This is a genomic window from uncultured Sphingomonas sp. (assembly GCF_964235535.1).
Taxonomy (GTDB): domain Bacteria; phylum Pseudomonadota; class Alphaproteobacteria; order Sphingomonadales; family Sphingomonadaceae; genus Sphingomonas.
The window spans coordinates 20,488-45,748 of record NZ_CAXSBH010000010.1 but is presented as its reverse complement, the minus strand read 5'-3'; the positions used below and the strand labels follow the sequence as shown (position 1 = coordinate 45,748).

19 protein-coding genes are annotated in these 25,261 nt (G+C 71.6%); 11 read left to right on the top strand and 8 right to left on the bottom strand.

Translation table 11 applies throughout. The features are described 5' to 3' along the window. Positions 1–2: 2 nt before the first annotated feature. Positions 3–4,784, bottom strand: a complete 4,782-nt coding sequence (locus ACFE7F_RS05195; RefSeq protein WP_375402781.1) for a DUF3320 domain-containing protein — start codon at positions 4,782–4,784, stop codon at positions 3–5. Further along, positions 4,694–4,927: a zinc-finger domain-containing protein gene (locus tag ACFE7F_RS05190; RefSeq protein ID WP_375402811.1), complete on the bottom strand. Its 234-nt coding sequence runs from the start codon at positions 4,925–4,927 to the stop codon at positions 4,694–4,696. The genes ACFE7F_RS05195 and ACFE7F_RS05190 overlap by 91 nt, the downstream gene beginning before the upstream one ends. Positions 4,928–5,029: 102 nt before the next feature. Here ACFE7F_RS05190 and ACFE7F_RS05185 point away from each other — a divergent pair, with 102 nt between their 5' ends. The 7 genes from ACFE7F_RS05185 (at position 5,030) to ACFE7F_RS05155 (ending at position 14,812) form a co-directional block, all read left to right on the top strand. After that, positions 5,030–5,593, top strand: coding sequence for a hypothetical protein (locus ACFE7F_RS05185; protein ID WP_375402780.1), 564 nt, complete (start codon positions 5,030–5,032; stop codon positions 5,591–5,593). Between the two features lie 55 nt (positions 5,594–5,648). Continuing rightward, the gene (locus ACFE7F_RS05180; RefSeq protein ID WP_375402779.1) at positions 5,649–6,572 is read left to right on the top strand and encodes an ABC transporter ATP-binding protein; all 924 of its coding nucleotides are present in this window, start codon (positions 5,649–5,651) and stop codon (positions 6,570–6,572) included. 21 nt (positions 6,573–6,593) lie between these two features. After that, complete coding sequence (locus ACFE7F_RS05175; protein ID WP_375402778.1) at positions 6,594–7,418, top strand: SAM-dependent methyltransferase; 825 nt, start codon at positions 6,594–6,596, stop codon at positions 7,416–7,418. A gap of 160 nt (positions 7,419–7,578) precedes the next feature. Continuing rightward, positions 7,579–9,183, top strand: a complete 1,605-nt coding sequence (nadB, locus tag ACFE7F_RS05170; RefSeq protein ID WP_375402777.1) for an L-aspartate oxidase — start codon at positions 7,579–7,581, stop codon at positions 9,181–9,183. A gap of 268 nt (positions 9,184–9,451) precedes the next feature. Beyond that, positions 9,452–10,450 (top strand): serine hydrolase, encoded by a 999-nt coding sequence (locus ACFE7F_RS05165; protein ID WP_375402776.1) that lies wholly within the window; start codon positions 9,452–9,454, stop codon positions 10,448–10,450. A 58-nt stretch (positions 10,451–10,508) separates the two neighbouring features. Further along, on the top strand, positions 10,509–13,304 hold the full coding sequence (polA, locus tag ACFE7F_RS05160) for a DNA polymerase I (RefSeq protein WP_375402775.1): 2,796 nt from the start codon (positions 10,509–10,511) through the stop codon (positions 13,302–13,304). After that, positions 13,304–14,812 (top strand): lipopolysaccharide biosynthesis protein, encoded by a 1,509-nt coding sequence (locus tag ACFE7F_RS05155; RefSeq protein ID WP_375402774.1) that lies wholly within the window; start codon positions 13,304–13,306, stop codon positions 14,810–14,812. Before polA ends, ACFE7F_RS05155 begins: the two co-directional genes overlap by 1 nt. Before the next feature lie 135 nt (positions 14,813–14,947). Here the strand turns inward: ACFE7F_RS05155 and purH are convergent, their stop codons facing one another. Genes purH through ACFE7F_RS05135 form a run of 4 tightly spaced genes read right to left on the bottom strand, consistent with a single transcriptional unit; the run spans position 14,948 to position 20,264 of the window. Then, positions 14,948–16,537: a bifunctional phosphoribosylaminoimidazolecarboxamide formyltransferase/IMP cyclohydrolase gene (gene purH, locus ACFE7F_RS05150; RefSeq protein ID WP_375402773.1), complete on the bottom strand. Its 1,590-nt coding sequence runs from the start codon at positions 16,535–16,537 to the stop codon at positions 14,948–14,950. 38 nt (positions 16,538–16,575) lie between these two features. Next, positions 16,576–18,315 (bottom strand): heparinase II/III family protein, encoded by a 1,740-nt coding sequence (locus ACFE7F_RS05145; RefSeq protein WP_375402772.1) that lies wholly within the window; start codon positions 18,313–18,315, stop codon positions 16,576–16,578. Continuing rightward, complete coding sequence (gene rpe / locus ACFE7F_RS05140) at positions 18,312–18,968, bottom strand: ribulose-phosphate 3-epimerase (protein ID WP_375402771.1); 657 nt, start codon at positions 18,966–18,968, stop codon at positions 18,312–18,314. Before rpe ends, ACFE7F_RS05145 begins: the two co-directional genes overlap by 4 nt. 36 nt (positions 18,969–19,004) lie before the next feature. Further along, entirely contained in the window at positions 19,005–20,264 is a 1,260-nt protein-coding gene (locus tag ACFE7F_RS05135; RefSeq protein ID WP_375402770.1) for an RsmB/NOP family class I SAM-dependent RNA methyltransferase, read from the bottom strand. Positions 20,265–20,315: 51 nt separating this feature from the next. On the opposite strand from ACFE7F_RS05135, the gene ACFE7F_RS05130 reads away from it, so the two are divergent. Next, positions 20,316–20,477: a DUF1674 domain-containing protein gene (locus ACFE7F_RS05130; protein ID WP_375402769.1), complete on the top strand. Its 162-nt coding sequence runs from the start codon at positions 20,316–20,318 to the stop codon at positions 20,475–20,477. Between the two features lie 153 nt (positions 20,478–20,630). Here the strand turns inward: ACFE7F_RS05130 and ACFE7F_RS05125 are convergent, their stop codons facing one another. After that, the gene (locus ACFE7F_RS05125; RefSeq protein ID WP_375402768.1) at positions 20,631–21,608 is read right to left on the bottom strand and encodes an NAD(P)H-dependent glycerol-3-phosphate dehydrogenase; all 978 of its coding nucleotides are present in this window, start codon (positions 21,606–21,608) and stop codon (positions 20,631–20,633) included. Next, positions 21,605–22,630: a tRNA (adenosine(37)-N6)-threonylcarbamoyltransferase complex transferase subunit TsaD gene (gene tsaD, locus ACFE7F_RS05120; RefSeq protein WP_375402767.1), complete on the bottom strand. Its 1,026-nt coding sequence runs from the start codon at positions 22,628–22,630 to the stop codon at positions 21,605–21,607. The genes ACFE7F_RS05125 and tsaD overlap by 4 nt, the downstream gene beginning before the upstream one ends. 66 nt (positions 22,631–22,696) lie before the next feature. Here tsaD and hemC point away from each other — a divergent pair, with 66 nt between their 5' ends. Genes hemC through ACFE7F_RS05105 form a run of 3 tightly spaced genes read left to right on the top strand, consistent with a single transcriptional unit; the run spans position 22,697 to position 25,223 of the window. Next, a complete protein-coding gene (gene hemC / locus ACFE7F_RS05115) occupies positions 22,697–23,605 on the top strand; it encodes a hydroxymethylbilane synthase (protein WP_375402766.1) in 909 nt (302 codons plus the stop codon). Next, positions 23,602–24,288: a uroporphyrinogen-III synthase gene (locus ACFE7F_RS05110; protein WP_375402765.1), complete on the top strand. Its 687-nt coding sequence runs from the start codon at positions 23,602–23,604 to the stop codon at positions 24,286–24,288. Before hemC ends, ACFE7F_RS05110 begins: the two co-directional genes overlap by 4 nt. A 32-nt stretch (positions 24,289–24,320) precedes the next feature. Next, positions 24,321–25,223 (top strand): hypothetical protein, encoded by a 903-nt coding sequence (locus ACFE7F_RS05105; protein ID WP_375402764.1) that lies wholly within the window; start codon positions 24,321–24,323, stop codon positions 25,221–25,223. Positions 25,224–25,261 lie beyond the last annotated feature (38 nt).

Below are 25,261 nucleotides of genomic sequence, written 5' to 3'. Positions count from 1 at the left end.
GTCTACGCCAGCCCGTTTCCGGCATCCGCCTGCAGCACGTCGGCGATGCGTGCTTGCAGCTCCGGCCCGACGCGGCGGAAGCCCATCAGGCGCGCGGCGGTGCGGATCAGGTCGCCGTCCGATCCGCCTGCATTGTCCTCGCGCGCGATCGCCAGCGCCGCGCGGATCTCCATCGGGGAGATCGCGCCCGCCTTCAGCGTCGGTCCGGTCTCGGCCGAGCGGTCGCGGACGGGCGGTGCTTCGCCTTGCGCGAGCGTGAACCAGAAGCCGTCTTCGACCCGGAGGTCGGGCGATGCCTCGAGAGCGCGCAAGGTCGCGGCCAGGATGCGTCCGCCCGCCTTTTCCTTGCCGAAGCCGGTCGCGACGCGGCGCGCAACCTCGTCGAGGTGCATCGGTCCTTCGGTTTCGACGATCTGGCTTACCGGTTTGGCGAGCAGCGCGGCCGGCGCTTCGTGCGGCTCCACCGCGCTCCGGACGGAGAAGCTGGCGCGCCGGTAAGGCGGCATGGTGCGCCCCGTCGTCTCCGGGACGACGAACGCTTCCGCCGCCGGAGCGGTTTCGACAACCGACCGCGTGCCGGCGCGGTTAGCCCCGTCGAGCTTCACCCCCGCCTCCGCAGCCGCGCGCGCTTGCGCCAGCGCCGCGCGCAGCCGTTCGATCTCGGCGGGGCGGCGGCCGAACCAATCGGTGCTCCATACGCGGTGGAATCGCCAGCCCAGATGTTCGAGCACGTCCTGGCGCAACCGGTCGCGCTCGCGCGCCCAGAGCGCGGAATGATAGGTCGCGCCGTCGCACTCGACCGCGAGCAGATACGCACCCGGCTTGTCGGGATAGCGCACGCCTATGTCGATGCGGAACCCCGCCGAACCGACCTGCTGATCGGCGAGGTAGCCGAACGAGCGGATGACGTCGGCCACGTCCTCCTCGAACGGCGTATCGGCGGGCGCCCCGGTCGCGGCCGCCTCGTCGAGCTTGCCCGACTTGGCATATTCCAGGAAGCGCTTGAGGATGCGCGGACCTTCACGCGCGACGCGGCTGGGATCGATATCGCCCGGATCGAACGACGCGAATACCTCGCAGCGGATGCGGGCGCGGGTGAAGAGGACGTTCAAGCGCCGCTCGCCGCCCTCGGCGTTGACGGGGCCGAAATTCATGCTCGCCAGCCGACCGCCGGGCGTCTGAGGACCGTAGCCGACCGAGATCAGGATCACGTCGCGCTCGTCGCCCTGGACGTTCTCGATGTTCTTGACGAACAGGTCCTCCGCCTGCCCCTCACGCAGGAAGCCGTCGAGTGCCGGGTCGCTCCGCCGCGCGAGTTCGAGCAGTTCGGTGACCGTGTTCTTCTGCGCCGACGAGAAGGTGACGATGCCCAGCGACAGGTCGGGATGCGCGCGGGCGTGCTCGGCGACGCGGGCGACGATCGCCTCGCCTTCCAGCCGGTTGTCGCGCCTACCACCCTTGTCGTAGACGCCCGCGACGCGCGTGAAGGTCAGGCCATAGGCCGGGTCTTTCTCCAGCGGGGAGGGCGGCAGGATCAGCCCATCCTCGTAGAACTCGCGGTTGGAGACGCGGATCAGCGACGGATCGCGCGAACGGTAATGCCATTTAAGCATCCGTGACGGCAGCCCGCGCGCCTCGCACAGGGACAGGATGCTCTCCAGCGAGCCGAGCGTCGCCGCGCCCTCCAGCAGGTCGTCCTCCCCGTCCTCGGGCTCGGGCGCCTCCTCACCGTCGGCGAGCAGCCGGTCGAAGAAGGAGGAGGGCGGAAGCTGCTTCTGGTCGCCTACCACCACGATCCGGCGCGCCCGCGCGATCGCGCCGAGCGCGTCCTCCGGCCGGACCTGGCTCGCCTCGTCGATGACGAGCAAGTCGAAGGTGAGAAGGCCCGGCGTCAGATACTGCGCAACGGAGATCGGGCTCATCAGCAGCACCGGCTTGATCCGCTGGATCGCGGTCGGCGCGCGCTTGAACAGCTGGCGCAGCGCCAGGTGCGCGCGCTTCTTGCCGATCTCGCCGCGGATCACCCCCATCTCGCCCATCGCGCCTTGCGGGACCTGGGCTAGGTGGTCGGCGAGAATGGCGGTGACATTCTCCTTCAGCCGCGCGCGCTCCAGTCGCCCGAAATCGGCGGCGAGCGCGTGCCGGTCGAGCGCGGCGATGTCGCGCAACGCGGGCTGGTCGGCGATCACGCCCCGCCACAGCCGTTCGGCGCGCGCAAACCGCAGTTCGACCGCCGCCGCCTGGCCGTCGATTGCGCCGCTCGCGACGCGCGCGGCGAGCTCGTCCAATCCCGCCGCATTCAGCCGCTCGCGCAGGGAGCACAGGCGCGCCCATTCGCCGTAGCGGTCGGTCGATGCCGCCATGGCCCGCAATCGTGCGGCGACGTCGGTCAGGTCGGCCTCGGCGAGTGCGCTACCGTCAAGTTTGAGCGCGCGGACAACCTGCTCGGTCGCGGTCCGTGCGAGGAGCTCCGCCCGTCTCAGCGCGTCTGTCGTCATCGCCAGCTCGGCGGGCGCGGAGGCGAGGCGCACCAGCCGCTCCGGGTCAGCGGTCAGCGGCGCGGCGCGCACTCCGGCGCACCAGGCCGCGACGGCAGCGGCGGCGGCAAAGTCGGTCCGCTCACCGCGCCACACGGTACCCAGCTCCAGGGCAAGAAATGCCTCATCCTCGCCCCACCGCGCGCGGAGTGCCTGCATGTCAAGCAGCCGGTCGACCAGCGCCAGCCGCTCGTCCGCCGAGGAGGGCAGCGGCCCGCGCAGCAACCCCGCCAGCGTCCGCGACGCCGAGCGGTATGCGGAGCCCCAGCGCGAGAAGAAGGACGACGCGCCCGCGACCAGCGGCGCGCGTAGCTCGGCCACGTCGCTCGCGAAGGCGGTTTCGACAAAATCCGCTTCGGCCATATCCCGCGCGGCGCGCCAGTCTTGGGCGCTATCCAGGCCCTCCCTCAACCGCACCGGATCGGCGGTGGCGAGCAGCGCCCGCGCTAACTCGCCGTCGGTCGTGGGCATCCCGGCCAGCCGCGCCAGCATGTCCAGCACGGGCGCGACCGCCGCCATCGACCGGACCTCGGTCGAGCTCAAAGCCGCGAGCGGCACATCGAGCGCCCGCCGTAACGCCTCGACCGCAGCCCCGGCCTCCTCCAGCCGAGGAACCAGCCGCGTCAGTTCCACCGGCTGGATATCGAGCGCCCTCACACCCGCGAACGGGTGCCGCTCCGGTGGTCCCGCCCGCCCGACCAGCGCGTCGTATTCGACGAGCGCGTCCGCGAGCGCACGTTCCTCGGCGCGGGTCATCGCGCCCAGGCCATTCGCCTCCAGCACCGGCGCGGGCATGCCCAGGCCGATATACCGCGCCTGCCGCGCTAAGACGGAGAAGGGCGTCTCCCCCGTCGCGCCGATCAACGCATGGAGCGCGGCGGTGACCTGGTTCAACCGGTCGCGACGTTCGCGCAACGCCTCGGGCGCGGGCGGCGCGGCGGGAGCGGCTTGGCCCGCGGCGAGCGTGCGCGCCAGGTCCGCCAGCACCGCTTTCTTGTTCGCCGTCTTGGAATGAAGCTCCAGGCAGATATCGCGCAGGCCGACCTTGACCAGCCGGTCGTGGACCACCGACAGCGCCGCCATCTTCTCCGCCACGAACAGGACGGTCCTCCCCTCGCGCGCGGCGGCGGCGATGATGTTGGTGATCGTCTGGCTCTTGCCGGTCCCCGGCGGCCCCTGGACGACGAGGTTCCGGCCCGACCGCACCTCCTCGATCACGCGCGCCTGGCTGGCGTCGGCGTCGACGACGTGGAACAGCTTGTCGGGCGGGAGCCGCTCGTCGAGCCGGTCGTCGGGCCCGAACAGCGGCGGCTCCGCCTCGAACCCCTCATACAGCAGCCCGCGCGTCAACGGATGCTCTTCCAGCGCGCCGTCGGGCCAGGCGTCGAGCGCGAGGTCGAGGAACATCAGCAGCTTGGAAAAGGAGAAGAAGCCGAGCTGGACCGCATCCCGGTCGACCTTCCAGCGCGGCCGGTCGGCGACGATCGCCTCGACCTGCGCGAAATAATCGCTCGGCCGCCAGCCTTCGCCCGGTTCCACCGGCGGCAGCACGATCCCGAAATCGTCACGCCAGCGCTGCCGGAGCGGCAAGTTGGTCAGCAATTCCTCGTCGCGGAGCTTCAAATCGTAGGTGGAGGTCCGCGCGTTCCGCACCAGCTCGACGGGGAGCAGCACCAGCGGTGCCTCGCGCGGGGTGTTCGAGGCCGCATCCTCGAACCAGGTGACGAAACCGAGCGCCAGATACAGGATGTTGACGCCCTGCTCCTCCTCGGCGGTCCTGGCCTCGCGCGCGATCGTCAGCAGCTTCTTGCTCAAGCCGTCGGGGCCGAGCCGCGTCTCCAGATGGTTGTCGGTATAGCGCTCGGCGTCGACCGGCTCTTCGTCGGTGGCGAGCTGGATGTCGCCCGCTTCGCCCTTCGCGTCGCGGCCGAGCGCGCGAAAGCGCATCGCCTTGCCCGCGCACAGGATCGCGTGGACCTCGTCCGACCGCTCGTTGACGATCCCGACGACGTTCCCGCGCGTGTTGGCGCGGTTGACATGGACCAGCCGGTTGCGCGTCCCCGTCTCGACCAGGCGCCTGCGCGTTTCGTCGAACAGCCGCTGGACCGACTGGCGGGGCGTCGCAGCCGACGCGGCCGCGCTCGGGTCGCCCTCGCTCAGTTCCCCGCGCCGTCGCCGCGATCGTGAAGCTTGCCCTGATCCGCCCCGTCGGCCGGCCCGCCGATCAGGATGAAGCGCCGGTCGCAATAGCCGCAATCGGTATAACCCGGCTCCGCGATCTGCAGGAACACGCGCGGATGGCCGAGCGCCGCGCCGCCGGGAATGTCGGTCGCCCCGTCGCACGCGACGCGGCGGGAGGACACGCGGGATGTTTCGAGCGGCGGATGCATGTGGATGTGCATAGCGGGCCGAGCGGAGCGCATCAATCGCCGCTCTTGGAGGCGCTGCGGACATGCCGTAGCGTGGTCTGACTACTCCAGCAGGAGGTCGGTATGGGTTGGCGATGGGCGGCGGTTGCAGCGGCCGCGATCTGCACGGCGGCAGCGCAGGTGCCGACGGGCGCACCCGCGCCGCCGAGCGTCCGCGAAGTGCGCGCCGGCCTTGTCGGCGCATGGAAGGGCGAGCTGGCCTACCGCGACTATCAAACCGACCGGTGGGTCGGGCTGCCGGTGACCGTCACGGTCGAGCTGGTGCCCGACGGACTGACGCTGATCCGCAGGGCCGTGTTCGACGACGGTCCGCGCGTCGGCGCGGTCCACATCACCATGGTCGCGGTCCTCGATCCCGAGACCGGCGCGGAGAGCACGGCGTCGTTCCGGGCCGGACGACCGGTCGAGCCCGACGTCGCGACGCCGCGGCTGACCCGCGCGGCCGACGCGACCCACTGGACGATGATCGAGGAACGCGTCGGCCGGGACGACGACCGCCCCGCCCGCATCCGCGAGACCACGACCCGCGACGGCGTCCGGCTCGTGACCCTCAAGGAGGTCGACTTCACCGACGATGCCGGCGAGGCGTGGCTGCAGCGCAACCGGACGACCCTGACGCGTAAGTGACGCTCGGCATCCCCGGCGCTTGGCGCGGCGCGGGCCCGGGCCTAAAGCCCCCGCGATGACCGAAGCCGCGATCAGCATCCAGGGCCTGTCCAAGACTTACGCCGGCGGCAAGCAGGCGCTAGACGACGTGACGTTCGACGTGCCGCGCGGCCAGATCTTCGGGCTGCTGGGCCCCAACGGCGCGGGCAAGTCGACGCTGATCAACATCCTGGCGGGGCTGGTCAACAAGACGGCGGGCTCCGCGTCGATCTGGGGCTTCGACATCGACTCGCATCCCCGCAATTCCAAGGCATCGATCGGCATCGTCAACCAGGAGATCCTGTTCGATCCGTTCTTCAGCCCACGCGAGACGCTCGAGATTCAGGCCGGGCTGTATGGCGTACCCCCGCGCGAGCGGCGGTCGATGGAGCTGCTCCGCGCGGTGCGGCTGGAGGATAAGGCCGACGCCTACGCCCGCACCCTGTCGGGCGGCATGAAGCGGCGACTGATGGTCGCCAAGGCAATGGTCCACTCGCCGCCCGTGCTCGTGCTGGACGAGCCGACCGCGGGCGTCGACATCGAGCTCCGCCAACAGCTGTGGGCCTATGTGCGCGAGCTCAATGCGGGCGGCGTGACGGTGGTGCTGACGACGCATTATCTGGAGGAGGCGGAGGAGTTGTGCGACCGTATCGCGATCATCAACGGCGGCCGCCTGATCGCCAACGAGCCGACCCGCGAACTCGTCGGCCGCGCGCAGGAGAAGGTGGTGGCCGTCACCGTCGACCGCGACTTGACCGAAGCGCCGGATGCGATCTGCTTCGAGAAGGTGATGTTGCGCGGCGCGCGGACGCTCGAGATCACCTACGCCAAGGACCGCGTCAACGCGGGCGAGGTGCTGGCGGCGGTGCAGGCCGGCGGGCTGGGCATCGTCGACGTCGTGACCAAGGAGCCCGACCTGGAAGACGTGTTCCTGAGCCTCACGCGCGCGGCAGGCGCGTGACTGTCGGATAAGGCGGCGGGAATGAAGGCAGGTCGGCTGAACCTTGCCGCGGCGGCGCTTACCTTGGGCGCGGCGTCCGGGGTCGCGCTCGGCGCGCGGTGCCTGTCGGCGACGCAGGCGCGGTGTTCGGTATCGACCTTGTTCGGGAGCGCGCCACGCCTCGACGTGCCCTATGCCGCGACCCGGCCCGAGCTGGTGGAGCGGATGCTCGACATGGCGGGGGTGCGCGCGGGCGACCGGGTGCTCGATCTGGGCACGGGCGACGGGCGGATCCTCCTCGCGGCGGCGAAGCGCGGGGCGCGGGGCCTGGGCGTCGATATCGACCCGGTGCTCGTCGCCGACGCTCGCGCCGCCGCCACGGAGGCGGGGGTCGCCGACCGGGTACGGTTCGAGGTGCGCGATCTGTTCGCCACGCCGCTCGACGGATACGACGTGGTGACGATGTTCCTGCTGCCGGAGGTCAATATGCGCCTCCGCCCCCGCCTCCTCGCCGAGCTCGCGCCCGGCGCGCGGATCGTCAGCCATGTGTTCGAGATGGGCGACTGGCGGCCCGATCGGACGGAGCGCGTCGGCGGCGCGCGGGCGCATTTGTGGATCGTGCCCGCGCGGGTCGCGGGGCGCTGGCGGCTGCGCGATGCGGGCGGCTGGGCCGAGCTGCGGCTGACGCAGCGCTACCAGGATTTCGGCGGCGTCCTGATCCGGGGTGGCCGCGCATGGCCCCTGTCGGATACGAAGCTGGACGGCGCGCGCATCCGCCTCAGCGCCGGGGGTCCCCCATATGTCGGCGCGGTCACGGGGAATCGGGCCGCCGGCCCGGGTTGGGCCGCCGACCGCATCGCGCAGTGATCGCCGGATCGAATATTGGACTGTCCTACAGCCGCCGACTCGTGTCAGGAGCAATTGCGATGCGAGTTCGACCCGCCCTGCCCAGCCGATCCGGCCGCCCCGAGGCCCCACGAAACATGCGTACTAACGTGACTTTCGTTACCTTCGGCGACGCGCGCCGATGAGTGGGACCGAGTCGGACATCCTCGTCATCGGTTCGGGCGCGGCGGGGCTTACGGCGGCGCTCAACCTCGCAGACCGGTTCCGCGTGACCGTGCTCGCCAAGGGCGGGCTGGACGAGGGGTCGACCGCCTGGGCGCAAGGAGGGATCGCCGCCGTGCTCGAGCCGGGCGACACGTTCGCCGACCATGTCGAGGACACGATGGTCGCGGGCGCGGGGCTGAACGACCGGGGCGTCGTCGAGTTCGTGGTCGAGCGCGCGCCCGCCGCGATCGAGCGCCTGCGCGAGCTGGGCGTCCCCTTCGCGATGCAGGGACCAGAGGACAATCGCGCGCTCCATCTGACGCGCGAGGGCGGGCATTCGCACCGACGCATCGTCCATGTCGACGACGCGACCGGCTGGGCGGTTCAGGAGGCGCTCCTGAAGGCGGCGCGCGCCAACCCCAACATCACGCTCATCCCCGACCAGGTCGCGATCGATCTCGCCACCTCGCGCCATGAAGAGCGCTATTCGGGCGCGGGGCATGTATGGGGCGTCTATGCGGTCGACCGGGGCTCGGGCGTCGTGAACCTTCACACCGCGCGCGCGACGATCCTGGCGACCGGCGGCGCGGGCCGAGCTTACCTGTTCTCCACCGCGCCGGCGGGGGCGACGGGCGACGGCATCGCCATGGCCTGGCGGGCTGGCTGCCGCGTGTCGAACATGGAATTCATGCAGTTCCACCCGACCTGCCTCTATAATCTGGACGTCAAGAATTTCCTGATCACCGAAGCCGTGCGCGGCGAGGGCGGGCGGCTGCTCAATCCGAATACCGGCCACCGTTTCATGGTCGATCTCGATCCGCGCGCCGAGCTCGCGCCGCGCGACGTGGTGGCGCGCGCGATCGACGCGGAGATCAAGCGCGACGGCCTCGACTACGTCCATCTCGACATCAGCCACCTGCCCGCCGACTTCGTGCGCGGGCATTTTCCCAACATCCACGACAAGCTGCTCGGCCTCGGCATCGACATGACGACGCAGCCGATCCCGGTCGTGCCCGCGCAGCACTATACGTGCGGCGGCGTCGTGGTGGACCGCGACGGGCGCACCGACCTGCCCGGGCTGTATGCGGCCGGCGAGTGCACGCAATCGGGGCTCCACGGCGCGAACCGGCTGGCGTCCAACTCGCTCCTGGAATGCTTCGTCTACGGCGAGGCGGCGGCCGCCCACATCGCAGCCTGCTGGGACGATCTCCCCCCGCCCCCGCCGGTGCGTGCCTGGGACGACAGCCGGGTGACCGACTCGGACGAGGAGGTCGTGATCAAGCAGAACTGGACGGAGATCCGTCGGTTCATGTGGAACTATGTCGGCATCGTCCGCACCACCAAACGGCTGACGCGCGCCGCCACCCGCCTCGCCATGCTGAACGAGGAGGTGGCCGACCATTACGGCAATTTCCGCGTCACCCCCGACCTGATCGAGCTGCGCAACCTGCTCCAGACCGCCGAACTGATCGTCCGCTCGGCGCTCCACCGCCGGGAGAGCCGCGGGCTCCATTATACGCTCGACCATCCGGAGGCGTCGGACACGGCGTCGGACACCGTTCTGGTGCCCTCGCATTTTTGATCCCGGTCCCGTCCGCGACCGGGCGCGGCTCGTGCTCGCTTCGTCGCATCGATCGCGTCCGTTGGTATCGCCGAAACGAAGCTCGGATCAGATACCCGCGCTTGGGGTTGGGGTACGTGCGATCGTGAAGAGTTTTCGGAGCGGCGCGGGCCGTTCGTCCATATTAGCGTTGTTCGCGGCCTTGGCGGCCTGCGTACCCCCCGCATCGCGGCCCGAGACGACATCGCAAGCCAGCGCGCGCATCTCACCGCCTGCGCCTGTCCCCGTCGTGTCCGTGCCGGTCCCTGCGCCCGCGCGGCGCGCGGTTCGCGCCGCGCCCGATCGGCTGGCGACGGCGGTGAGCGAGGCGGTGCGCGGCTTCGGCGGCATCGCCGGAGCCGCGGTGCGCGCGGTGGACGAGGGCTGGACGATCGAGTCGGGCGGACGCCGCCTGCTGCCCCAGCAGTCCGTTTCCAAGCTGTGGGTCGCGATCACGTTGATGGAGATGCGCGACCAGGGGCGCGTGCGGCTGGAGGACGAGATCACCGTCCGGCCGCAGGACCTGACGCTGTTTCACCAGCCGATCGCCTACATCGTGCGGCAGAAAGGCAGCTTCACCACCACGGTCGGCGGCCTCCTCACCCGCGCGCTGACGCAGAGCGACAACACCGCCAACGACCGGCTGCTGACGCTCGTCGGCGGGCCGTCGGCGGTGCGCGACGTGATCGCGAGCAAACGACTCGGCGACATCCGCTTCGGCCCCGGCGAGCGGCTGCTCCAGGCGGGTACGGCCGGGATCGAGTGGCGGCAGGAATATTCGCTGACCAGCGGCTTCCAGGACGCGCGCTCGCGCCTGTCGCCCGAGCGCCGCCGCGCCGCGCTCGACGCCTATATCGCCAACCCGCCCGACGGGGCGGCCCCGCTCGCCATCGCCGACGCGCTGTCGCGCCTCGCGCGCGGCGAGCTGCTGTCCGAATCGTCGACGCGCGTCCTGCTGGAAACGATGGCGCGCACGGTGACGGGCCGCTCGCGCCTGCGCGCGGCGGTCCCGGTCGGCTGGCAGCTGGCGCACAAGACGGGCACCGGCCAGGACCTGAACGGCCGCAACGCCGGCTTCAACGACGTCGGCCTCCTCACCGCCCCCGACGGCCGCCGCTACGCGGTCGCGGTGATGATCGGCGACACCACCCGCTCCACCACCGCCCGCCAACAGCTGATCCAGGCGGTCGCGAGGGCGGTGACGACGTATGCGCCGGGCGGGTTCACGCCGGCCGGGGTGGCGAACTAGCGCCGGCCATGCGCGGGAGGATTGGTCGCGCGGCGCGCATCGGCTACATCCCCACGCGATGCCCCATCTCTACCTCGTCGACGGCTCCGGCTATATCTTCCGCGCCTATCACCGTCTTCCGCCGCTGACCAACAAGCACGGCGAGCCGGTCGGGGCGGTGTACGGCTACACCACCATGCTATGGCGGCTGGTGGACGCGCTCGACCGGGCGGACGGGCCGACGCACATGGCCGTCATCTTCGACGCGTCGTCCAAGACGTTCCGCAACGACCTTTATGACGGATACAAGGCGCACCGGCCGCCGCCGCCGCCCGACCTGGTGCCGCAATTCCCGATGATCCGCGACGCCACCCGCGCGTTTTCGCTGCCCTGCATCGAGGAGGAAGGGCTGGAGGCCGACGACATCATCGCTTCCTATGCGCTCGCGGCCAGGCGCGAGGGGTGGGACGTGACGATCGTCTCGTCCGACAAGGACTTGATGCAGCTGTTCGAGCCCAATGTCGACGGTCGGGGCGGGATCGACATGCTCGACACGATGAACAATCGGCGGCTCGGCCCGGAATACGTCGTCGAGAAGTTCGGGGTCGGGCCGGAGCGGCTGGGCGACGTGCTCGCGCTGATGGGCGACGCGGTCGACAACGTGCCGGGCGTGCCGGGCGTCGGCCCGAAGACCGCGGCCAAGCTGATCGGCGACCACGGCGATCTGGAAGGTGTGCTCGCCGCCGCGCCCGCGATGAAGGCGGGCAAGCTTCGCGACAATCTGATCGAACACGCCGACAAGGCGCGGCTGAGCCGGGTGCTCGTCACGCTGAAGGACGACGCGCCGCTTCACGATCCGCTCGACGCGCTGGCGATGCAGGGCATCCCGCCCGAACCGCTGCGCGCGTTCCTGGAACATCACGGGTTCAAGTCGCTGCTCGCCAAATTGGGCGAGGTGACGGCCGGCACCGCCGGAGGCGGTGACGGCCCGGCCGGCGGGGCGGAGGCCCCGTCCGACGACGCGGACGCCGACCCTGCCCCCGATCTCGACGGCTACGAGACGGTCGTCGACGCGCCCACGCTCGAACGCTGGATCGCCGAGGCGCGCGCGCAAGGCTGGGTCGCGGTCGACACCGAGACTACCGGCGTCGACGCTACCCGCGCCGATCTGGTCGGCGTGTCGCTCGCGCTCGCCCCCAACCGCGCCTGCTACGTGCCGCTCGGGCACGGCGGCTCCGACCTCTTGAGCGACACGCCCATCCAGATCGACCGCGCGGAGGCGTTGGCGCTGCTCGGGCCGCTGTTGGCCGACGCCGCGGTGCTCAAGATCGGGCACAATTTAAAATACGACATGATCGTGCTCGGCCGCTTGGGGCTCGACATCGCGCCGTTCGACGACACGATCGTGCTCAGCTTCGATCTCGATGCGGGCAAGCACGGCCACAAGATGGACGAGCTCGCGACCGAGCACCTGTCGCACACCTGCCTGGGTTTCAAGGAGGTGGTCGGCACCGGCAAGAACCAGCGCGGCTTCCACGAGATCGACCTCAAAACCGCGACCCGCTACGCCGCCGAGGACGCCGACGTGACGCTACGGCTGTGGCGCAAGTTCAAGGCGCGGCTTCCTTCGGAGGGCGCGACCCGTATCTACGAGATGGTCGACCGCCCCCTCGTCCCCGTCATCGCGCGCATGGAGCGACGCGGCATCCTGGTCGACGTCCCCCGCCTCGCCGCGCTCTCGACCGAGTTCGAGGGTCAGATCGCCGAGTACGAGCGGCAGGTGCACGAACTCGCGGGCGGTCCCTTCACCATCGGCTCCCCCAAGCAGCTCGGCGACGTGCTGTTCGACCGGCTGGGGCTGAAGGGTGGGCGCAAGGGCAAATCGGGCGTCTATTCAACCGACGTGACCGAGCTCGAGCGCATCGCGCGCAGCCAGGAGCCGGGGTCGGAGATCGTCCGGCGCGTGCTCGACTGGCGCCAGCTGACCAAGCTCAAGAACACCTACACCGACGCGCTCCAGGCTCAGGTCAACCCGGCGACGGGGCGCGTCCATACCAGCTATTCGCTCACGGGCGCGCAGACGGGGCGGCTGTCGTCCACCGATCCCAACCTCCAGAACATCCCGATCCGCACCGAAATCGGCCGCCAGCTGCGCGAGGCGTTCGTCGCGGAGGAGGGCCACGTCCTCCTCGCCGCCGATTACTCGCAGATCGAGCTTAGGCTGGCGGCGCACATGGCCGACGTGCCCGAACTGAAAGCGGCCTACGCGAACGGCGAGGACATCCACGCGCTGACCGCGCAGCAACTCTACGGGAGGGTCGACCGCGACACGCGCAGCCAGGCCAAGACGATCAACTTCGCGATCCTGTACGGCATTTCGCGCTGGGGGCTGGGCGGGCGGCTCAACATCGGCGCGGACGAGGCGCAGGGGCTGATCGACCGCTATTTCGAGCGGTTCCCGGGCGTCAACCGCTACATGGCCGACACGCTGACGCTAGCGCGCGACCGGGGCTATACCGAGACGCTGTTCGGCCGGAAATGCTGGTTCCCGCGCCTCAAGAGCCGCCAGCAGAACGAGCGCCAGGGCGCCGAGCGCGCCGCGATCAACGCGCCCATCCAGGGCACCAGCGCCGACATCATCAAGCGCGCCATGATCCGCATGGAACCCGCGCTCGCCGAGGCGGGACTGCCGGGCGTGCGGATGCTCCTACAGGTCCATGACGAACTCGTCTTCGAACTGCCCGCCCACGACGTGGAGGCGGCGAGCACGGTGATCCGCGGCGTGATGGAGGGAGCGGCGGAACCGGCGGTCAAGCTCTCCGTCCCGCTCGGCGTCGAGATCGGCACCGGCCATAGCTGGGGTTCGGCGCACTAGTGCCCACCCGCGACCCCGAGGACATCGCGGCGCTCGCCAAGGGGGGCCGCACCAACATCGCGGGCTTCGCGCTCCGGCTGCTCGCGCGCATCCCGTTCCTGTTCATCGCGGGACGGGTGTACGGGCCGGAACTGGTCGGACGGTTCGCGATCGCGGTGGTGGTGGTCGAGCTGGCCGCGCTGCTCGCGACGCTGGGCCTGAAACGCGGGCTCGCCCAGGCGCTGGCCACCACCGACCGCCCGCATGCGCATGTGGTGTGGGACGCGATGGTCGTCGCGCTGGTCGTGTCGGTCGCGGCGAGCGCGGTTTTGTTCGCGTTCCCGCAGCTCCTATACCCGAACTCCCCGATCACGGGCCTCGACCGGTTCCTGCCGCTGATCATCGTCGCCACCGCCTGGTCGGACGTCAGCCTCGCCGCGCTAGCCTACCGGCTGAACGTAAAGGCGGCGGTGACCGCGCGCGCGGTGGTGGAGCCGTGGACGATCTCGATCGCGGCCTGGGCATTTTCCTACTTCACGCTGCGCGACGGGCTGGTGCTGTCCTACGTCGCCTCGATGATCGCGGCGCTGATCGCGAGCGCGGTCCCGTTCGTCCGTTCGTACGGCCTGCCGCGCGGCTGGAGCCCACGCGTCCGCCCGCTGCTCGCGCTTGCCAAGGCGAACGCCCCGCTGGCGGGGGCCGACGCGCTCGAATGGGGGACTCGCAACGTCGACCGGTTCATCCTGGGCGTTCTGTTCGCGCCGGAGATCGTCGGCATCTACTACATGGCGCAGCAGGTCGCCTCGCTCCCCGCCAAGCTCAAGACGAGCTTCGATCCCATCCTGGGGCCGGTCGTGACCGAAGCGCTGGCGAAGGACGACAAGGCGGCGGTCGCACGGCAAGTCTGCCAAGTCGCCTTCTGGATCATGGCGGCGCAAGGCGGGCTCGCGTTGATGGGATCGATCCCAGGCGAAGCAGTCATGGGCGTGATCGGCCCCGAGTTCGTGGCGGGCACCGCCGCGCTCGCGTTCCTGCTCACCGCCGAGTTCGCGGGGACCGCGGGCGCGGTGTCGGAGTCGGCGCTCGTCTACATCGCCCGCAAGCGCAACCTGCTGATCTCGCTCGGCATGCTGCTGTTCCAGATCGGCCTCAGCTTCGCGCTGGTGTTCGCCGCGCGCGCGCTCGGCTGGCCGGCGACGTGGCAGGCGGCGGGGCCCGCGGTCGCGCTGTGCCTGAGCCTCGGGGTCACGAGCGTGATCAAGGTCCGCTTCCTCGAACATATGCTTAGCCGCAAGGTCGCGCCCTGGCGCTGGTCGCTGCTGTGGGCGGCGCTGGCGGCGATCGGCGTGGGCACGATCTTTACCGCGCTGCCGCAGCGGTTCGAATGGACCGAACTCGTGATCGGCATCCCCGCGATCGCGGGCGCGTACCTGTTCGTGCTGTGGCGCTGGTCGTTCGGCGACGCCGACCGCGCGCTGTTCCGGCGCAAGGCGACGCCGGGCGCGGCGGCGCTGCCGGCCGCAGGCTAAACCCTCTCCCGCTTTCGCGGGAGAGGGACAGGCGAGAAGCGCCAGGGTGAGGGCAGTTCTTGAGGCGAAGTGCCCTCACCCGACCTCGCTACGCTCGGCCACCCTCTCCCGCGAAAGCGGGAGAGGGAGAGACGGTTAATGTCGGAAGTGCCTCATGCCGGTGAACACCATCGCCAGCCCCGCCTCGTCGGCGGCCGCGATCACCTCGGCGTCGCGGATCGAGCCGCCGGGTTGGATGACCGCAGTGGCTCCCGCCTCGACCGCCGCCATCAATCCGTCGGCGAAGGGGAAGAACGCGTCGGACGCCACCGCCGCGCCGATCGTGCGCGGCTCCGCCCAGCCCGCCTTGTCCGCCGCGTCGCGCGCCTTCCAGGCGGCGATGCGCGCGGATTCGAGCCGGTTCATCTGCCCCGCGCCCACGCCGGCGGTCGCGCCGTCCTTCGCATAGACGATCGCGTTCGACTTGACGTGCTTGGCGACGATCCAGGCGAAGCGGCAATCCGCCAGCTCGTGCTCGGTAGGCCGCCGCTTGGTGACGACTATCAGCATGTCGTCCGTCAACCGCCCGTCGTCGCGCGACTGGACGAGCCAGCCGCCCGCGATCGATTTGGCCGATAGCCCGCTACGCGCGGGGTCGGGCAATTGCCCACACAGCAGCAGCCGAAGGTTCTTCTTGCGCGCGAACACTGCCCGCGCCTTGTCGTCCGCCCCCGGCGCGACCACGACCTCGGTGAAGATCTCGGCTATGGCGGCGGCGGTCGGACCGTCGAGCGGGCGGTTGACCGCGACGATGCCGCCGAACGCCGACACCGGGTCGCATTCGAACGCCATCCGGTACGCCGCCTCGGCCGTGGCCGCCGTCGCGACGCCGCACGGGTTGGCGTGCTTGACGATCACCGCCGTCGGCGCGGCGTCCCGGAACTCGGCCAGCAGCTCCAGCGCGGCGTCGGCGTCGTTCAAGTTGTTGTAGCTGAGGGCCTTGCCTTGGACCTGCTCCGCCTGCCCGATCCCCCGTGCGGACGGCCCCCGACTCTTGTAGAAGGCGGCGTCCTGGTGCGGGTTCTCGCCGTAGCGCAGCTCGTCCTGCCGCTGGAGGACCAACGGCAAGGTCGCCGGAAACCGCTCACCTTGATCAGCGAACGCGAACCAGCTCGCGATGGCGGAGTCGTAGGTCGCAGTCGTGGCGAAGGCGGTCGCGGCGAAGCGGCGGCGCAGATCGAGCGTGGTCGCGCCGTCGTTCCCGTCGAGCTCGGCGAGCAACGCCGGATAGTCCGCCGGGTCGGTGACGATCGCCACATAGGCATGGTTCTTCGCCGCCGATCGCACCATCGACGGCCCGCCTATGTCGATATTCTCGATCACCTCGCCCCGTTCCGCCCCGCGCGCGACCGTCACCTCGAACGGATAAAGATTTACCACCACCAGATCGATCGCGCCGATCCCGTGTTCCGCCATCGCCCCCGCATGCGCGGGGTCGTCACGCACCGCAAGCAACCCGCCATGCACCGCCGGGTGCAGCGTCTTCACCCGCCCGTCCATCATCTCGGGAAAGCCCGTCAGCTCGGCGACGTCGCGGACCGCCAGCCCCGCGTCGCGCAGCGCCGTGGCGGTGCCCCCCGTCGACACCAGCTCGACGCCGCGCGCCGCCAATGCACGGGCGAGGTCGACCACCCCGGCCTTGTCGGACACCGACAGGAGGGCGCGGCGTACGGGAACGAGCGACATGGGGAACTCCGCGACCGGTGAGCGCGCGCCCTGCCCCGCTAGCGCGCGCGCTTCAAGAGCCAGCCGACGCTGGCGCCCCCCGCTTCGGCCTCGCCGGTGACGACCAGCTGGCGCGTCGCTACCGGACGGCCGGCCTCGTCGATCCACACCGACCCGTCGATCGCCAGCGCCCCGCCCCGGCAGCGGAACTGCCATAGGCCGTCTTCCGGAGTGCGCAGGATCGCGGCCTGACCGTCGACGGTCGGCTCAGCCTCGACCCCGCGCCCGAGGTGGAATCGGATCGCGAAGGGCGTTGCCCCCGCGCGCCGCCTGCTCCCGCGCGGGAGCAGCGCGTCCTCCCCGCGCAGCTCGCGCCCGTCGCTCGTCAGCATCAACTGGCGGCGATGGACGAAGCCGAATCGCCGCGCATAGCCGTCATGCGTGCCCTCGATCCGGCTTCCCGCCTCGCTCTCCTGGCGCGACAGCTCGACCTCGCCGACCCCGCGCCCGAGCGTGCCGTCGGGGTTGATCGCCGTCGAATTCGTATCGGCCAAGCTTAGCGTCGAATGCGCGGCCGTGGTGCGCAGCCCCTCGGCGAACGCGCGCGGGAGCCCCGCCACCGCCTCGCGCGCTCCGCCGCAATTCACGATCAGCCGGGCCGGGCCGTCGGAAAACTCGAAGGCGAGCGTCGACGCGCAACCGCCCTCGACGACGCGCGCGACCGGCGGCGGCGCGGCGTCGACGATCAACACCGCGCTCCCCGCCGTCAACCGCTGGTACCCCCAATCGCGTGCCTGGCGGAGCGGGCGAGTGCGTATCCCGCTCGCCTCGACCACGGCCGCGACGCGCTCCGCCGCGATCGGCCCGCCGCCCTGCCAGCTCGACAGGCCGCGGTCGCCATGCGTCACGCCGAGCAGCGCGGGCACCATCCGGGCCAACGCGAGCTCCACCGCATCGGGCGCTTCCCGCCGCCGCGCGTCGTAGCAGGCGCTCAAACTCGCGAGCAGGTCGATTGCCCCGAGCAGCATCGACGGGGAGCGCGACACCGTGCCGCCGTCCTCGAACAGGCTTACGCCCAACGCGCGCGCCAGTCCCGCCTCGCCGAAGCGCAACCGGACGTCGCCGTCCGGGAGCAACAGCCCGCAGGCGACGACGCCGCACCAGGCGGCGATCCGCGCGGTCCCGGGCGCCGTCCTGTCGGCATGGCGGTCGAGATACCGCCCGCCCCGTGCCAACGCGTTCAGCACGCGCGAGCGATAGACCGAGTCGGTCGAGGACAGGATCAACGGCGCATGCGCGGTCCAGGCGAGCACGCGCCGACCCCACAGGTCTGCACGCCACGCCGCCTGGTCGACGACATCCGCATGCGCGTCGAGCCAGCGCCGCATCAGCGCGTCGGCGACCGGGGCGGCCTGCGCGCGCGTCGCCACGGTCGACAGGTCGCGCAACCACCCGAAGCCCTGGAGATGGTCGGCGAACGGCTTGCCCCAATCGGGCCGACGCAGGTCGATCGCGTCGACCGCGCGCTCCTCGCCCAGATGGACCAGTCGCCCGGCCAGGAGGGCCCGCCCGCGCCCGGCATCGCCGGGGATCGGATCGTCGGGCACCGCGATCAGCTTTAGCGGATGACGCCCCGTCAGCCGCAGGTCGTGGAGCGGCGTGCGCCAGGTCAGCCGGTGCAGCCGCTCCGAGAAGCGATCCGCGAGCGACAGCCCCTTGTCGCCGCCGACGCGGATCAGCCGTCGCCCTTCCTCGATCCCGTCCCCTGGAACCGAAGGCTCCGGATCGTCTCGGCTCATGCGGGACGCAGCCGCGCGATGTTCGCCGCGTAATTGCCCTCGCCAAATACCGATGTCCCCGCCACCAACGCATCCGCGCCCGCGTCGATCGCCTGGCGAGCGGTCTCGGCGTCTATCCCGCCATCAACCTCCAGATCGATCGAGCGGCCGGTCGCGTCGATCATCTTGCGGATCGCGGCGACCTTCTTGAGCTGCGACTCGATGAAACGCTGGCCGCCGAACCCGGGATTGACCGTCATCACGATCACCTGGTCCACGACGTCGAGCAGATAATCGAGCATCTTGGCGGGCGTACCCGGATTGAGCGCGACGCCCGCACGCAGGCCGAGCGACTTGATGCGTCCAACCGACCGGTGGACGTGCGGCCCCGCCTCCAGATGCACGGAGATCGTGTCGGCCCCCGCTTGGGCGAACGCATCGAGATAGCCGTCCACGGGCGCGATCATCAGATGAACGTCGAAAGGTTTGGCGGTCAGCGGCCGAATCGCGCGCACGATGTTGGGGCCGAACGAGATGTTGGGGACGAAATGCCCGTCCATCACATCCAGGTGAATCCAATCCGCGCCCGCCACGTCGACCGCGCGCACCTCCTCGCCCAACCGCGCGAAGTCGGCGGACAGGATGGACGGAGCGATGCGGACGGGTCGGGACATTCGGGAGCCTCTATCACCCCCGAACGCCCCGGCAAGTCAGCCGTTGCGCATGAACCGCGCCACGAAGAACCCGTCGCACCCGCCCGGCATGGTGGACGGCAGGATGCGGGTCATCGACGGCGGCGCGCTCGCATACCCAGCCCGCTTGCCCAGGAACCGCTCGACCTGCGTCTCCCCTTCCGCGCGTTCGAGGGAACAGGTCGCGTAGACCAATATCCCGCCCGGCTTCACCCAGTCGGCCGCACGCGTCAGCAGCCGCGCCTGCACTTCCGCCATCTCGGCCACAAACCGCGGGTGCGCTCGGTGGAGCACGTCCGGATGCCGCCGGAAGATGCCCGTCGCGCTGCACGGCGCGTCCACCAGCACCGCGTCGGCGGGCGCGTCCGGCTCCCAGGTCAGCACGTCGCCCCGCGCCACTTCCGCCACCAGTCCGCACCGCGTGAAGTTCTCGCGAAGTCGCGCCAGGCGACTTTCCGACTGATCGACCGCGACGACGTCCCACCCCGCCGCCGCCAGCTGGAGCGCCTTGCCGCCGGGTGCCGCGCATAGATCGAGCACGCGCCCGGGCGGGCGGGCGCCCCATCCCTCCAGCAGCGCGCGCACGGGCAGCGATGCGGACCAGTCCTGCACCCACCACGCGCCCTCGGCATAGCCGGGCAGCTCCGCCACCGCCGCGCGCGCGGGCAACCGCACATGACCCGCCATGAAGCTCTCGCCCCCGAGCCGCTCGGCCCACTCAGCCGTCGCCTCCGGCCGGGCGAGCGTCAGGTCGAGCGGGGGCGGCTCGGCGATCGCGCGCCGCGCGGCCATGACCGCCTCCTCGCCCCAGTCGCGCATCCAGCGCTCGGCCACTTCGGCGGGCAGGTTGGGCGGGTCGGGCAGGACGGCCTTCGCCCGCATCACCGTCCCGAACACGCCGTGGACCAGCTTGCGCGGTCCCCCGTCGACGAGCGGCAGCACCGTCGCGATCGCCGCATGCGGCGGCGTCCCCAGCACCAGCGCCTGTCCCAGCGCGATCCTGAGCGCGGTCCGCGCCTTGGCGTCGTCCGGCAGCCGCCGCGCCATCGCCCCGTCGATCAGCGCGTCGAGGTCGGGCAGCCGCCGCAGCACGGTGGCTGCGATCATATGCGCGAGCGCTCGATCCGGGCCGCGGACCGCATTCGTTGCCCCCGCCAGCGCCGCCTCGAGCGGGCGTCCCTGGCGCAGCACCGCGTCGAGCAGCTTGAGCGCGGCGCGGCGCGCGGGCAGCCCGGGAACGTCGTCGGATAGGTAGCGGGAGGGTTGCGGCGAGGTCATGTGCCCCCGATCTGGAGTGAAGCAGCGCAACGCGCAACCGGAGCCATACCCATGAGCAAGCGTCCCGACCATCTGAAGCCCCCCGCCTACCTCACCCCCAACCCGCCCGTCCCCAAGCCGGAGGAGGTGGCCGAGCCCGAGCACGATCCGATGGGCAAGAACCCCGTCCGCTACGGCGACTGGGAGCACAAAGGCATCGCGATCGACTTCTGATACTAACCCTCTCCCGCTTTCGCGGGAGAGGGAAAGACGTGGCGCAGCTGCGGCGAGGGTGAGGGGCGGGCCTGTCCGGGAAAGGTCCGGCCCTCACCCTCGCCGCGCTATGCGCGTCTTTCCCTCTCCCGCGAAAGCGGGAGAGGGTGCATATCAACCCTCGTCCCGCAACGGCCGGGCGAGCAGCGCTTCGACCACCCTGCGCACGTCCTCGCCGCCGAGCAGCCGCACCACGGCATCCGTTACCGGCATGTCCACCCCCGCGTCGCGCGCCGCCTCCGCCAGCACGGGCGCGGTGAACGCGCCCTCCGCGACGGTCCGCCGGTCGGCGAGGAGCTCCGCCGCGGCGCCGCCGCGCCCAAGCCCGACGCCGAGCGAGAAATTGCGCGAACTCGTCGACGAGCAGGTCAGCACCAGATCGCCCAACCCCGATAGTCCGCTCAAGGTCGCGACCTTCGCTCCCCGCGCTAGCCCGAACCGCGTCATCTCCGCGAACCCTCGCGCGATCACCGCCGCGCGCGCATTCTGACCAAGCCCCGCGCCCTCGACCACGCCACACGCGACCGCGAGCACGTTTTTGACCGCCCCGCCGATCTCCGCGCCGACCACGTCTTCCGACGCGTAGGGCCGGAAGCTGGGCGAGGCGAGCCGCGCGCCCAGCGCCGCGCGCACGCCCGCATCGGCGCAGGCGAGCGTCACCGCCGTCGGCTTGCCCGCAGCGACCTCATGCGCGAAGGTCGGACCCGAGAGCACCGCCACCGGCGCACCCGGCCTCACCGCGCGCGCGACCTCGCCCACGAGCAGCTTGCTTCCCGCCTCGATCCCCTTGGCGCACAGCACCAGCGGCGCGTCTCCGGCTGGCAGCGCCGTCAACACGCCGCGCACATGCTGCGCGGGCGCGACCACCAATAGCGCGTCGCACCCGGCCAGATCGTCCAGCGATCCGGTCGCGCGGATCGACCTGGCGAGCATCACGCCCGGCAGGAACGCATGATTGATCCGCGCGTCGTTGATCCCCGCCACCACTTCGGGCTCGCGCGCCCAGAGCATCACCGGCTCGGCCCCGCCGCGCGCCGCCACCTGCGCCAGCGCGGTGCCCCACGCTCCGCCGCCGATCACGCCGATCTTCATGCCTTCACTCCCGCCCCGCGCACCGGCTCCGCCGTTGGATCGAGCGGCCACCGAGCCCGCGCCGGCGCGTCGAGCGGGCCGATCATGCCCGCCGCGAACCGCTCCGCTCCCGCCCAGGCGATCATCGCGGCGTTGTCGGTGCAGAGCCACCCCGGCGGCGCGACGAAGGGCAGGCCGCGCTCGGCCGCCAGCGCCTCGAGCGCCCCCCGCACCGCCGCATTCGCAGCCACGCCGCCCGCGACCACCAAGGCGGTTACGCCCGGCGACGCGTCCAGCGCCCGCGCCGTCCGGTCGAGCAGGCAATCCACCACCGCCGCCTGGAACGACGCCGCCAGATTTTCTGCAGAGTACGCGCCCGCCGCCCGCGCCACCGCGCTCTTCAGCCCCGCGAACGAGAAATGCGGCTCGGCCGACCCCTTCAGCGGCCTCGGCAGCGGGACCGCGCGCGGATCGCCCGCCAGCGCCGCCCGCTCCACCGCCGGCCCGCCCGGAAAGCCCAGCCCGAGGATCTTGGCGGTCTTGTCGAACGCTTCCCCCACCGCATCGTCGATCGTGGTCGCGAGCCGGCTATATCGCCCCACCCCTTCGACGCGCAGCAGCTGGCAATGCCCGCCGGATACCAGCAGCAGCAGATACGGGAACTCCAATCCCGGATCGACCAGCCTTGGGCTCAGCGCATGCCCCTCCAGATGGTTGACCGCGACCAGCGGCTTGCCCGCCGCGTGCGCCAGCGCCTTGCCCGTAACCAGCCCGACCATCACGCCGCCGATCAACCCCGGCCCTGCCGTCGCGGCGACCGCGTCTACATCGGCCAGCGTCAGCCCCGCATCACCCAGCGCCGCGACGATTAGCGGCTCCAGCGCCTCCACATGCGCGCGCGCCGCGATCTCGGGAACCACGCCGCCGTAAGGCCGGTGCGCCGCCTCCTGCCCCAAAAGTCGATGCGCGAGCACGACGCGATCGCCGGTGACGAGCGCGGCGGCGGTCTCGTCGCAGGAGGATTCCAGGCCCAGCACGATCATCCACCCGGTCCTACCCGCCCCCGCGCGGCTTGTCGAAGCAGCGCGCTCATGCCTAAGCGCCCGGGCATGATCCCGTTCCGCCTCGGCACCCGCGGCTCGCCGCTCGCGCTCGCCCAGGCGCGCCTCGTGGCGGACGCGCTGGCGGACGCGCACGGCTGGTCGCCCGACGACATCGAGACGGTGGTGATCCGCACGACCGGCGACCGCATCCAGGACCGCCCGCTGGCCGAGATCGGCGGCAAGGCGCTGTGGACGCGCGAGCTCGACCGCGCGCTGCTGGTGGGTGAGATCGACGCGTGCGTGCATTCGATGAAGGACGTGGAGACGGCTCGCCCCGCCGCTCTCCTGATCGCCGCCACCCTGCCGCGCGCCGACGTCCGCGACCGCCTGCTCGGCGCGGAGTCGATCGAGGCGATCCCGCACGGCGCGCTCGTCGGCACCAGCTCGCCCCGCCGCCGCGCGCAGCTCCTGCGGCTGCGCCCCGATCTACGGATCGTGCCGATCCGCGGCAACGTCGACACGCGGCTGGCCAAGTTGGCGGCCGGAGAGGTCGATGCCACGCTGCTCGCGGCGGCGGGGCTCGATCGGCTGGGCCGGCCGGACGTGGGCGCGGCGATCGCGACCGACATCATGCTCCCCGCCCCTGCCCAGGGCGCGGTCGGGATCGAGGTCCGCGCCGACGACGCGCGCGCGGTCGCGGCCGCTCAGGCGATCGACCATCTCGACACGCACACCTGCATTCTCGCCGAGCGCGCGCTGCTGGCCGCGCTCGGGGCCGACTGCCACTCCCCGGTCGGCGCGCTCGCGAGCCTTGCGGGCACGACGCTCCGCCTACGCGCCTCATTGATCGCCGAAGACGGCGAGGAAGAGGTGTGCGGCGCGGCGGAAGGCACGAGTCCGGAACTGGGTGCGGAACTCGCCGCCGACCTGCTTGCCCGTGCTCCCCTCGCGATCCGGCGTCTGTTCGCGGCGTGAAGCCCCGGGTCGTCGTTCTCCGGCCCGAGCCGGGCAACGCCGAGACCGCCGACCGCGCCGCCGCGCGCGGCTTCGACGTCATGCGGCTCCCGCTATTCGCCGTTCGTCCGCTCGCCTGGACGCCGCCGGAGCCGGACGGCTTCGACGCGTTGCTGATGACCAGCGCGGCGGCGGTGCGCCACGCCGGGGCGGGGCTGGCGGCACTCACACGGTTGCCGGTCGTGGCCGTGGGCGAGGCGACGGCGGCGGCCGCGCGCGCGGCGGGCCTCATGCTCGCGGCGACAGGCGACGAGGGCGTGGCGACCGCGCTCGGTGCGGCGCGCGCACACGGGCTGACCCGCCTCCTCCACCTCGCCGGGCGCGAGCGGATGCCGGACCAGCCCGGCGTTCGGGCGATACCCGTCTATGCGAGCGACCCGCTGCCGGTCGCACCCGGCACGACCCGGACGTTGGCGGAGGGCCGGACCGCGCTCCTGCATTCGCCCCGCGCGGCGCGACGGCTGTCCGAGCTCGTCGGCCGCGATGCGACGCTCCGCGCCGCGATCGCGATCGCGGCGCTTAGCCCCGCGGTGCTCGCGGCCGCCGGCGAAGGCTGGCGGAGCGGCCTCGCCGCCGGGCACCCCACCGACGCCGCGCTCCTCGACCTACTCGAGTCCCCACTGCGGTCGACGCCCCGCGATTGACGACGGCGGACCGGGCGGGGATAAGCGGACCGATGGAGCATCGCTTGCCGGTCGACACACGCTCGCGTCCGCGGTTCGGCATCATCGGCCTCCTGTTCGTCCTGACCTTCCTCGCCGGGCTCGCGGTCGCCGCCTGGGGCGCGCGACGCTTCGGCTGGTTCGCGCCCGAGACGGTCGCCCAGCCCGCCGCGCCGGTCCCCGCCCAGCCGCTTCAGCCGCCGGCTTCGACCCCCGCGGCGCAGCCCGTCTCCGACCTCGCCACGCTCACCGCGCGCGAGGCGGGGCTGGACGCCCAGCTCACCGCCCTGGAAGAGCGCATGGCGGCGACCACCGCCGACGCCGCGCAAGCGGGGGTGCAAGCCGGCCGGGCCGAGGCGCTGCTCGTGGCGGTCGCCGCGCGCCGGCTTCTCGACCGCGGCGTCCCGCTCGGCCGGACCGAGGACCGGCTCCGCGAACGGTTCGGCGCGACGAACCCGCGCGCGGTCGAGGTCGTCGCGGCCGCCGCGCGCGCGCCGGTGACGCTGGAGGACCTGCGGCTCGGCCTCGACGCGATCGCGCCTGAACTACAGGCGGGATCGCGAAGCGACGCCTGGTCCGCGATCCGCCGCGAGATCGGCGAGCTGGTGGTGCTCCGCCGCGCCGACGCGCCCCGCTCGCTGCCCGTGGAGCGCCTCGCCCGCGCCAGGCGACTGCTGGACGGGGGACAGGTCGAGGCAGCGCTGGTCGAGACGCGCACGCTGCCGGGCGCGAGCCGGGCGGGCAACTGGATGGCGGCGGCGGGCCGGTACGTGGAGGCCCGGCGCGCGCTGGACCTGCTTGAGGACGCGGCAACGGCGGCGGGGACGCCTTTTTCGTCGAGACGGCCGACATCGGCACCGCGATCCACCGACCTGCGACCGGTATATCGTTATCTTCACATGATCGTGAGGCCGTGACCTCCGGGCCGGACCGGCCCGGAGGTCACGGCTCCCGT

Coding starts and splice junctions, on each gene's coding strand:
- ACFE7F_RS05190 (WP_375402811.1), bottom strand. CDS start 4,927: ATGCATCCGCCGCTCGAAACATCCCGCGTGTCCTCCCGCCGCGTCGCG.
- ACFE7F_RS05185 (WP_375402780.1), top strand. CDS start 5,030: ATGGGTTGGCGATGGGCGGCGGTTGCAGCGGCCGCGATCTGCACGGCG.
- ACFE7F_RS05180 (WP_375402779.1), top strand. CDS start 5,649: ATGACCGAAGCCGCGATCAGCATCCAGGGCCTGTCCAAGACTTACGCC.
- ACFE7F_RS05175 (WP_375402778.1), top strand. CDS start 6,594: ATGAAGGCAGGTCGGCTGAACCTTGCCGCGGCGGCGCTTACCTTGGGC.
- nadB (WP_375402777.1), top strand. CDS start 7,579: ATGAGTGGGACCGAGTCGGACATCCTCGTCATCGGTTCGGGCGCGGCG.
- polA (WP_375402775.1), top strand. CDS start 10,509: ATGCCCCATCTCTACCTCGTCGACGGCTCCGGCTATATCTTCCGCGCC.
- purH (WP_375402773.1), bottom strand. CDS start 16,537: ATGTCGCTCGTTCCCGTACGCCGCGCCCTCCTGTCGGTGTCCGACAAG.
- ACFE7F_RS05145 (WP_375402772.1), bottom strand. CDS start 18,315: ATGAGCCGAGACGATCCGGAGCCTTCGGTTCCAGGGGACGGGATCGAG.
- rpe (WP_375402771.1), bottom strand. CDS start 18,968: ATGTCCCGACCCGTCCGCATCGCTCCGTCCATCCTGTCCGCCGACTTC.
- ACFE7F_RS05135 (WP_375402770.1), bottom strand. CDS start 20,264: ATGACCTCGCCGCAACCCTCCCGCTACCTATCCGACGACGTTCCCGGG.
- ACFE7F_RS05130 (WP_375402769.1), top strand. CDS start 20,316: ATGAGCAAGCGTCCCGACCATCTGAAGCCCCCCGCCTACCTCACCCCC.
- ACFE7F_RS05125 (WP_375402768.1), bottom strand. CDS start 21,608: ATGAAGATCGGCGTGATCGGCGGCGGAGCGTGGGGCACCGCGCTGGCG.
- tsaD (WP_375402767.1), bottom strand. CDS start 22,630: ATGATCGTGCTGGGCCTGGAATCCTCCTGCGACGAGACCGCCGCCGCG.
- hemC (WP_375402766.1), top strand. CDS start 22,697: ATGATCCCGTTCCGCCTCGGCACCCGCGGCTCGCCGCTCGCGCTCGCC.
- ACFE7F_RS05105 (WP_375402764.1), top strand. CDS start 24,321: ATGGAGCATCGCTTGCCGGTCGACACACGCTCGCGTCCGCGGTTCGGC.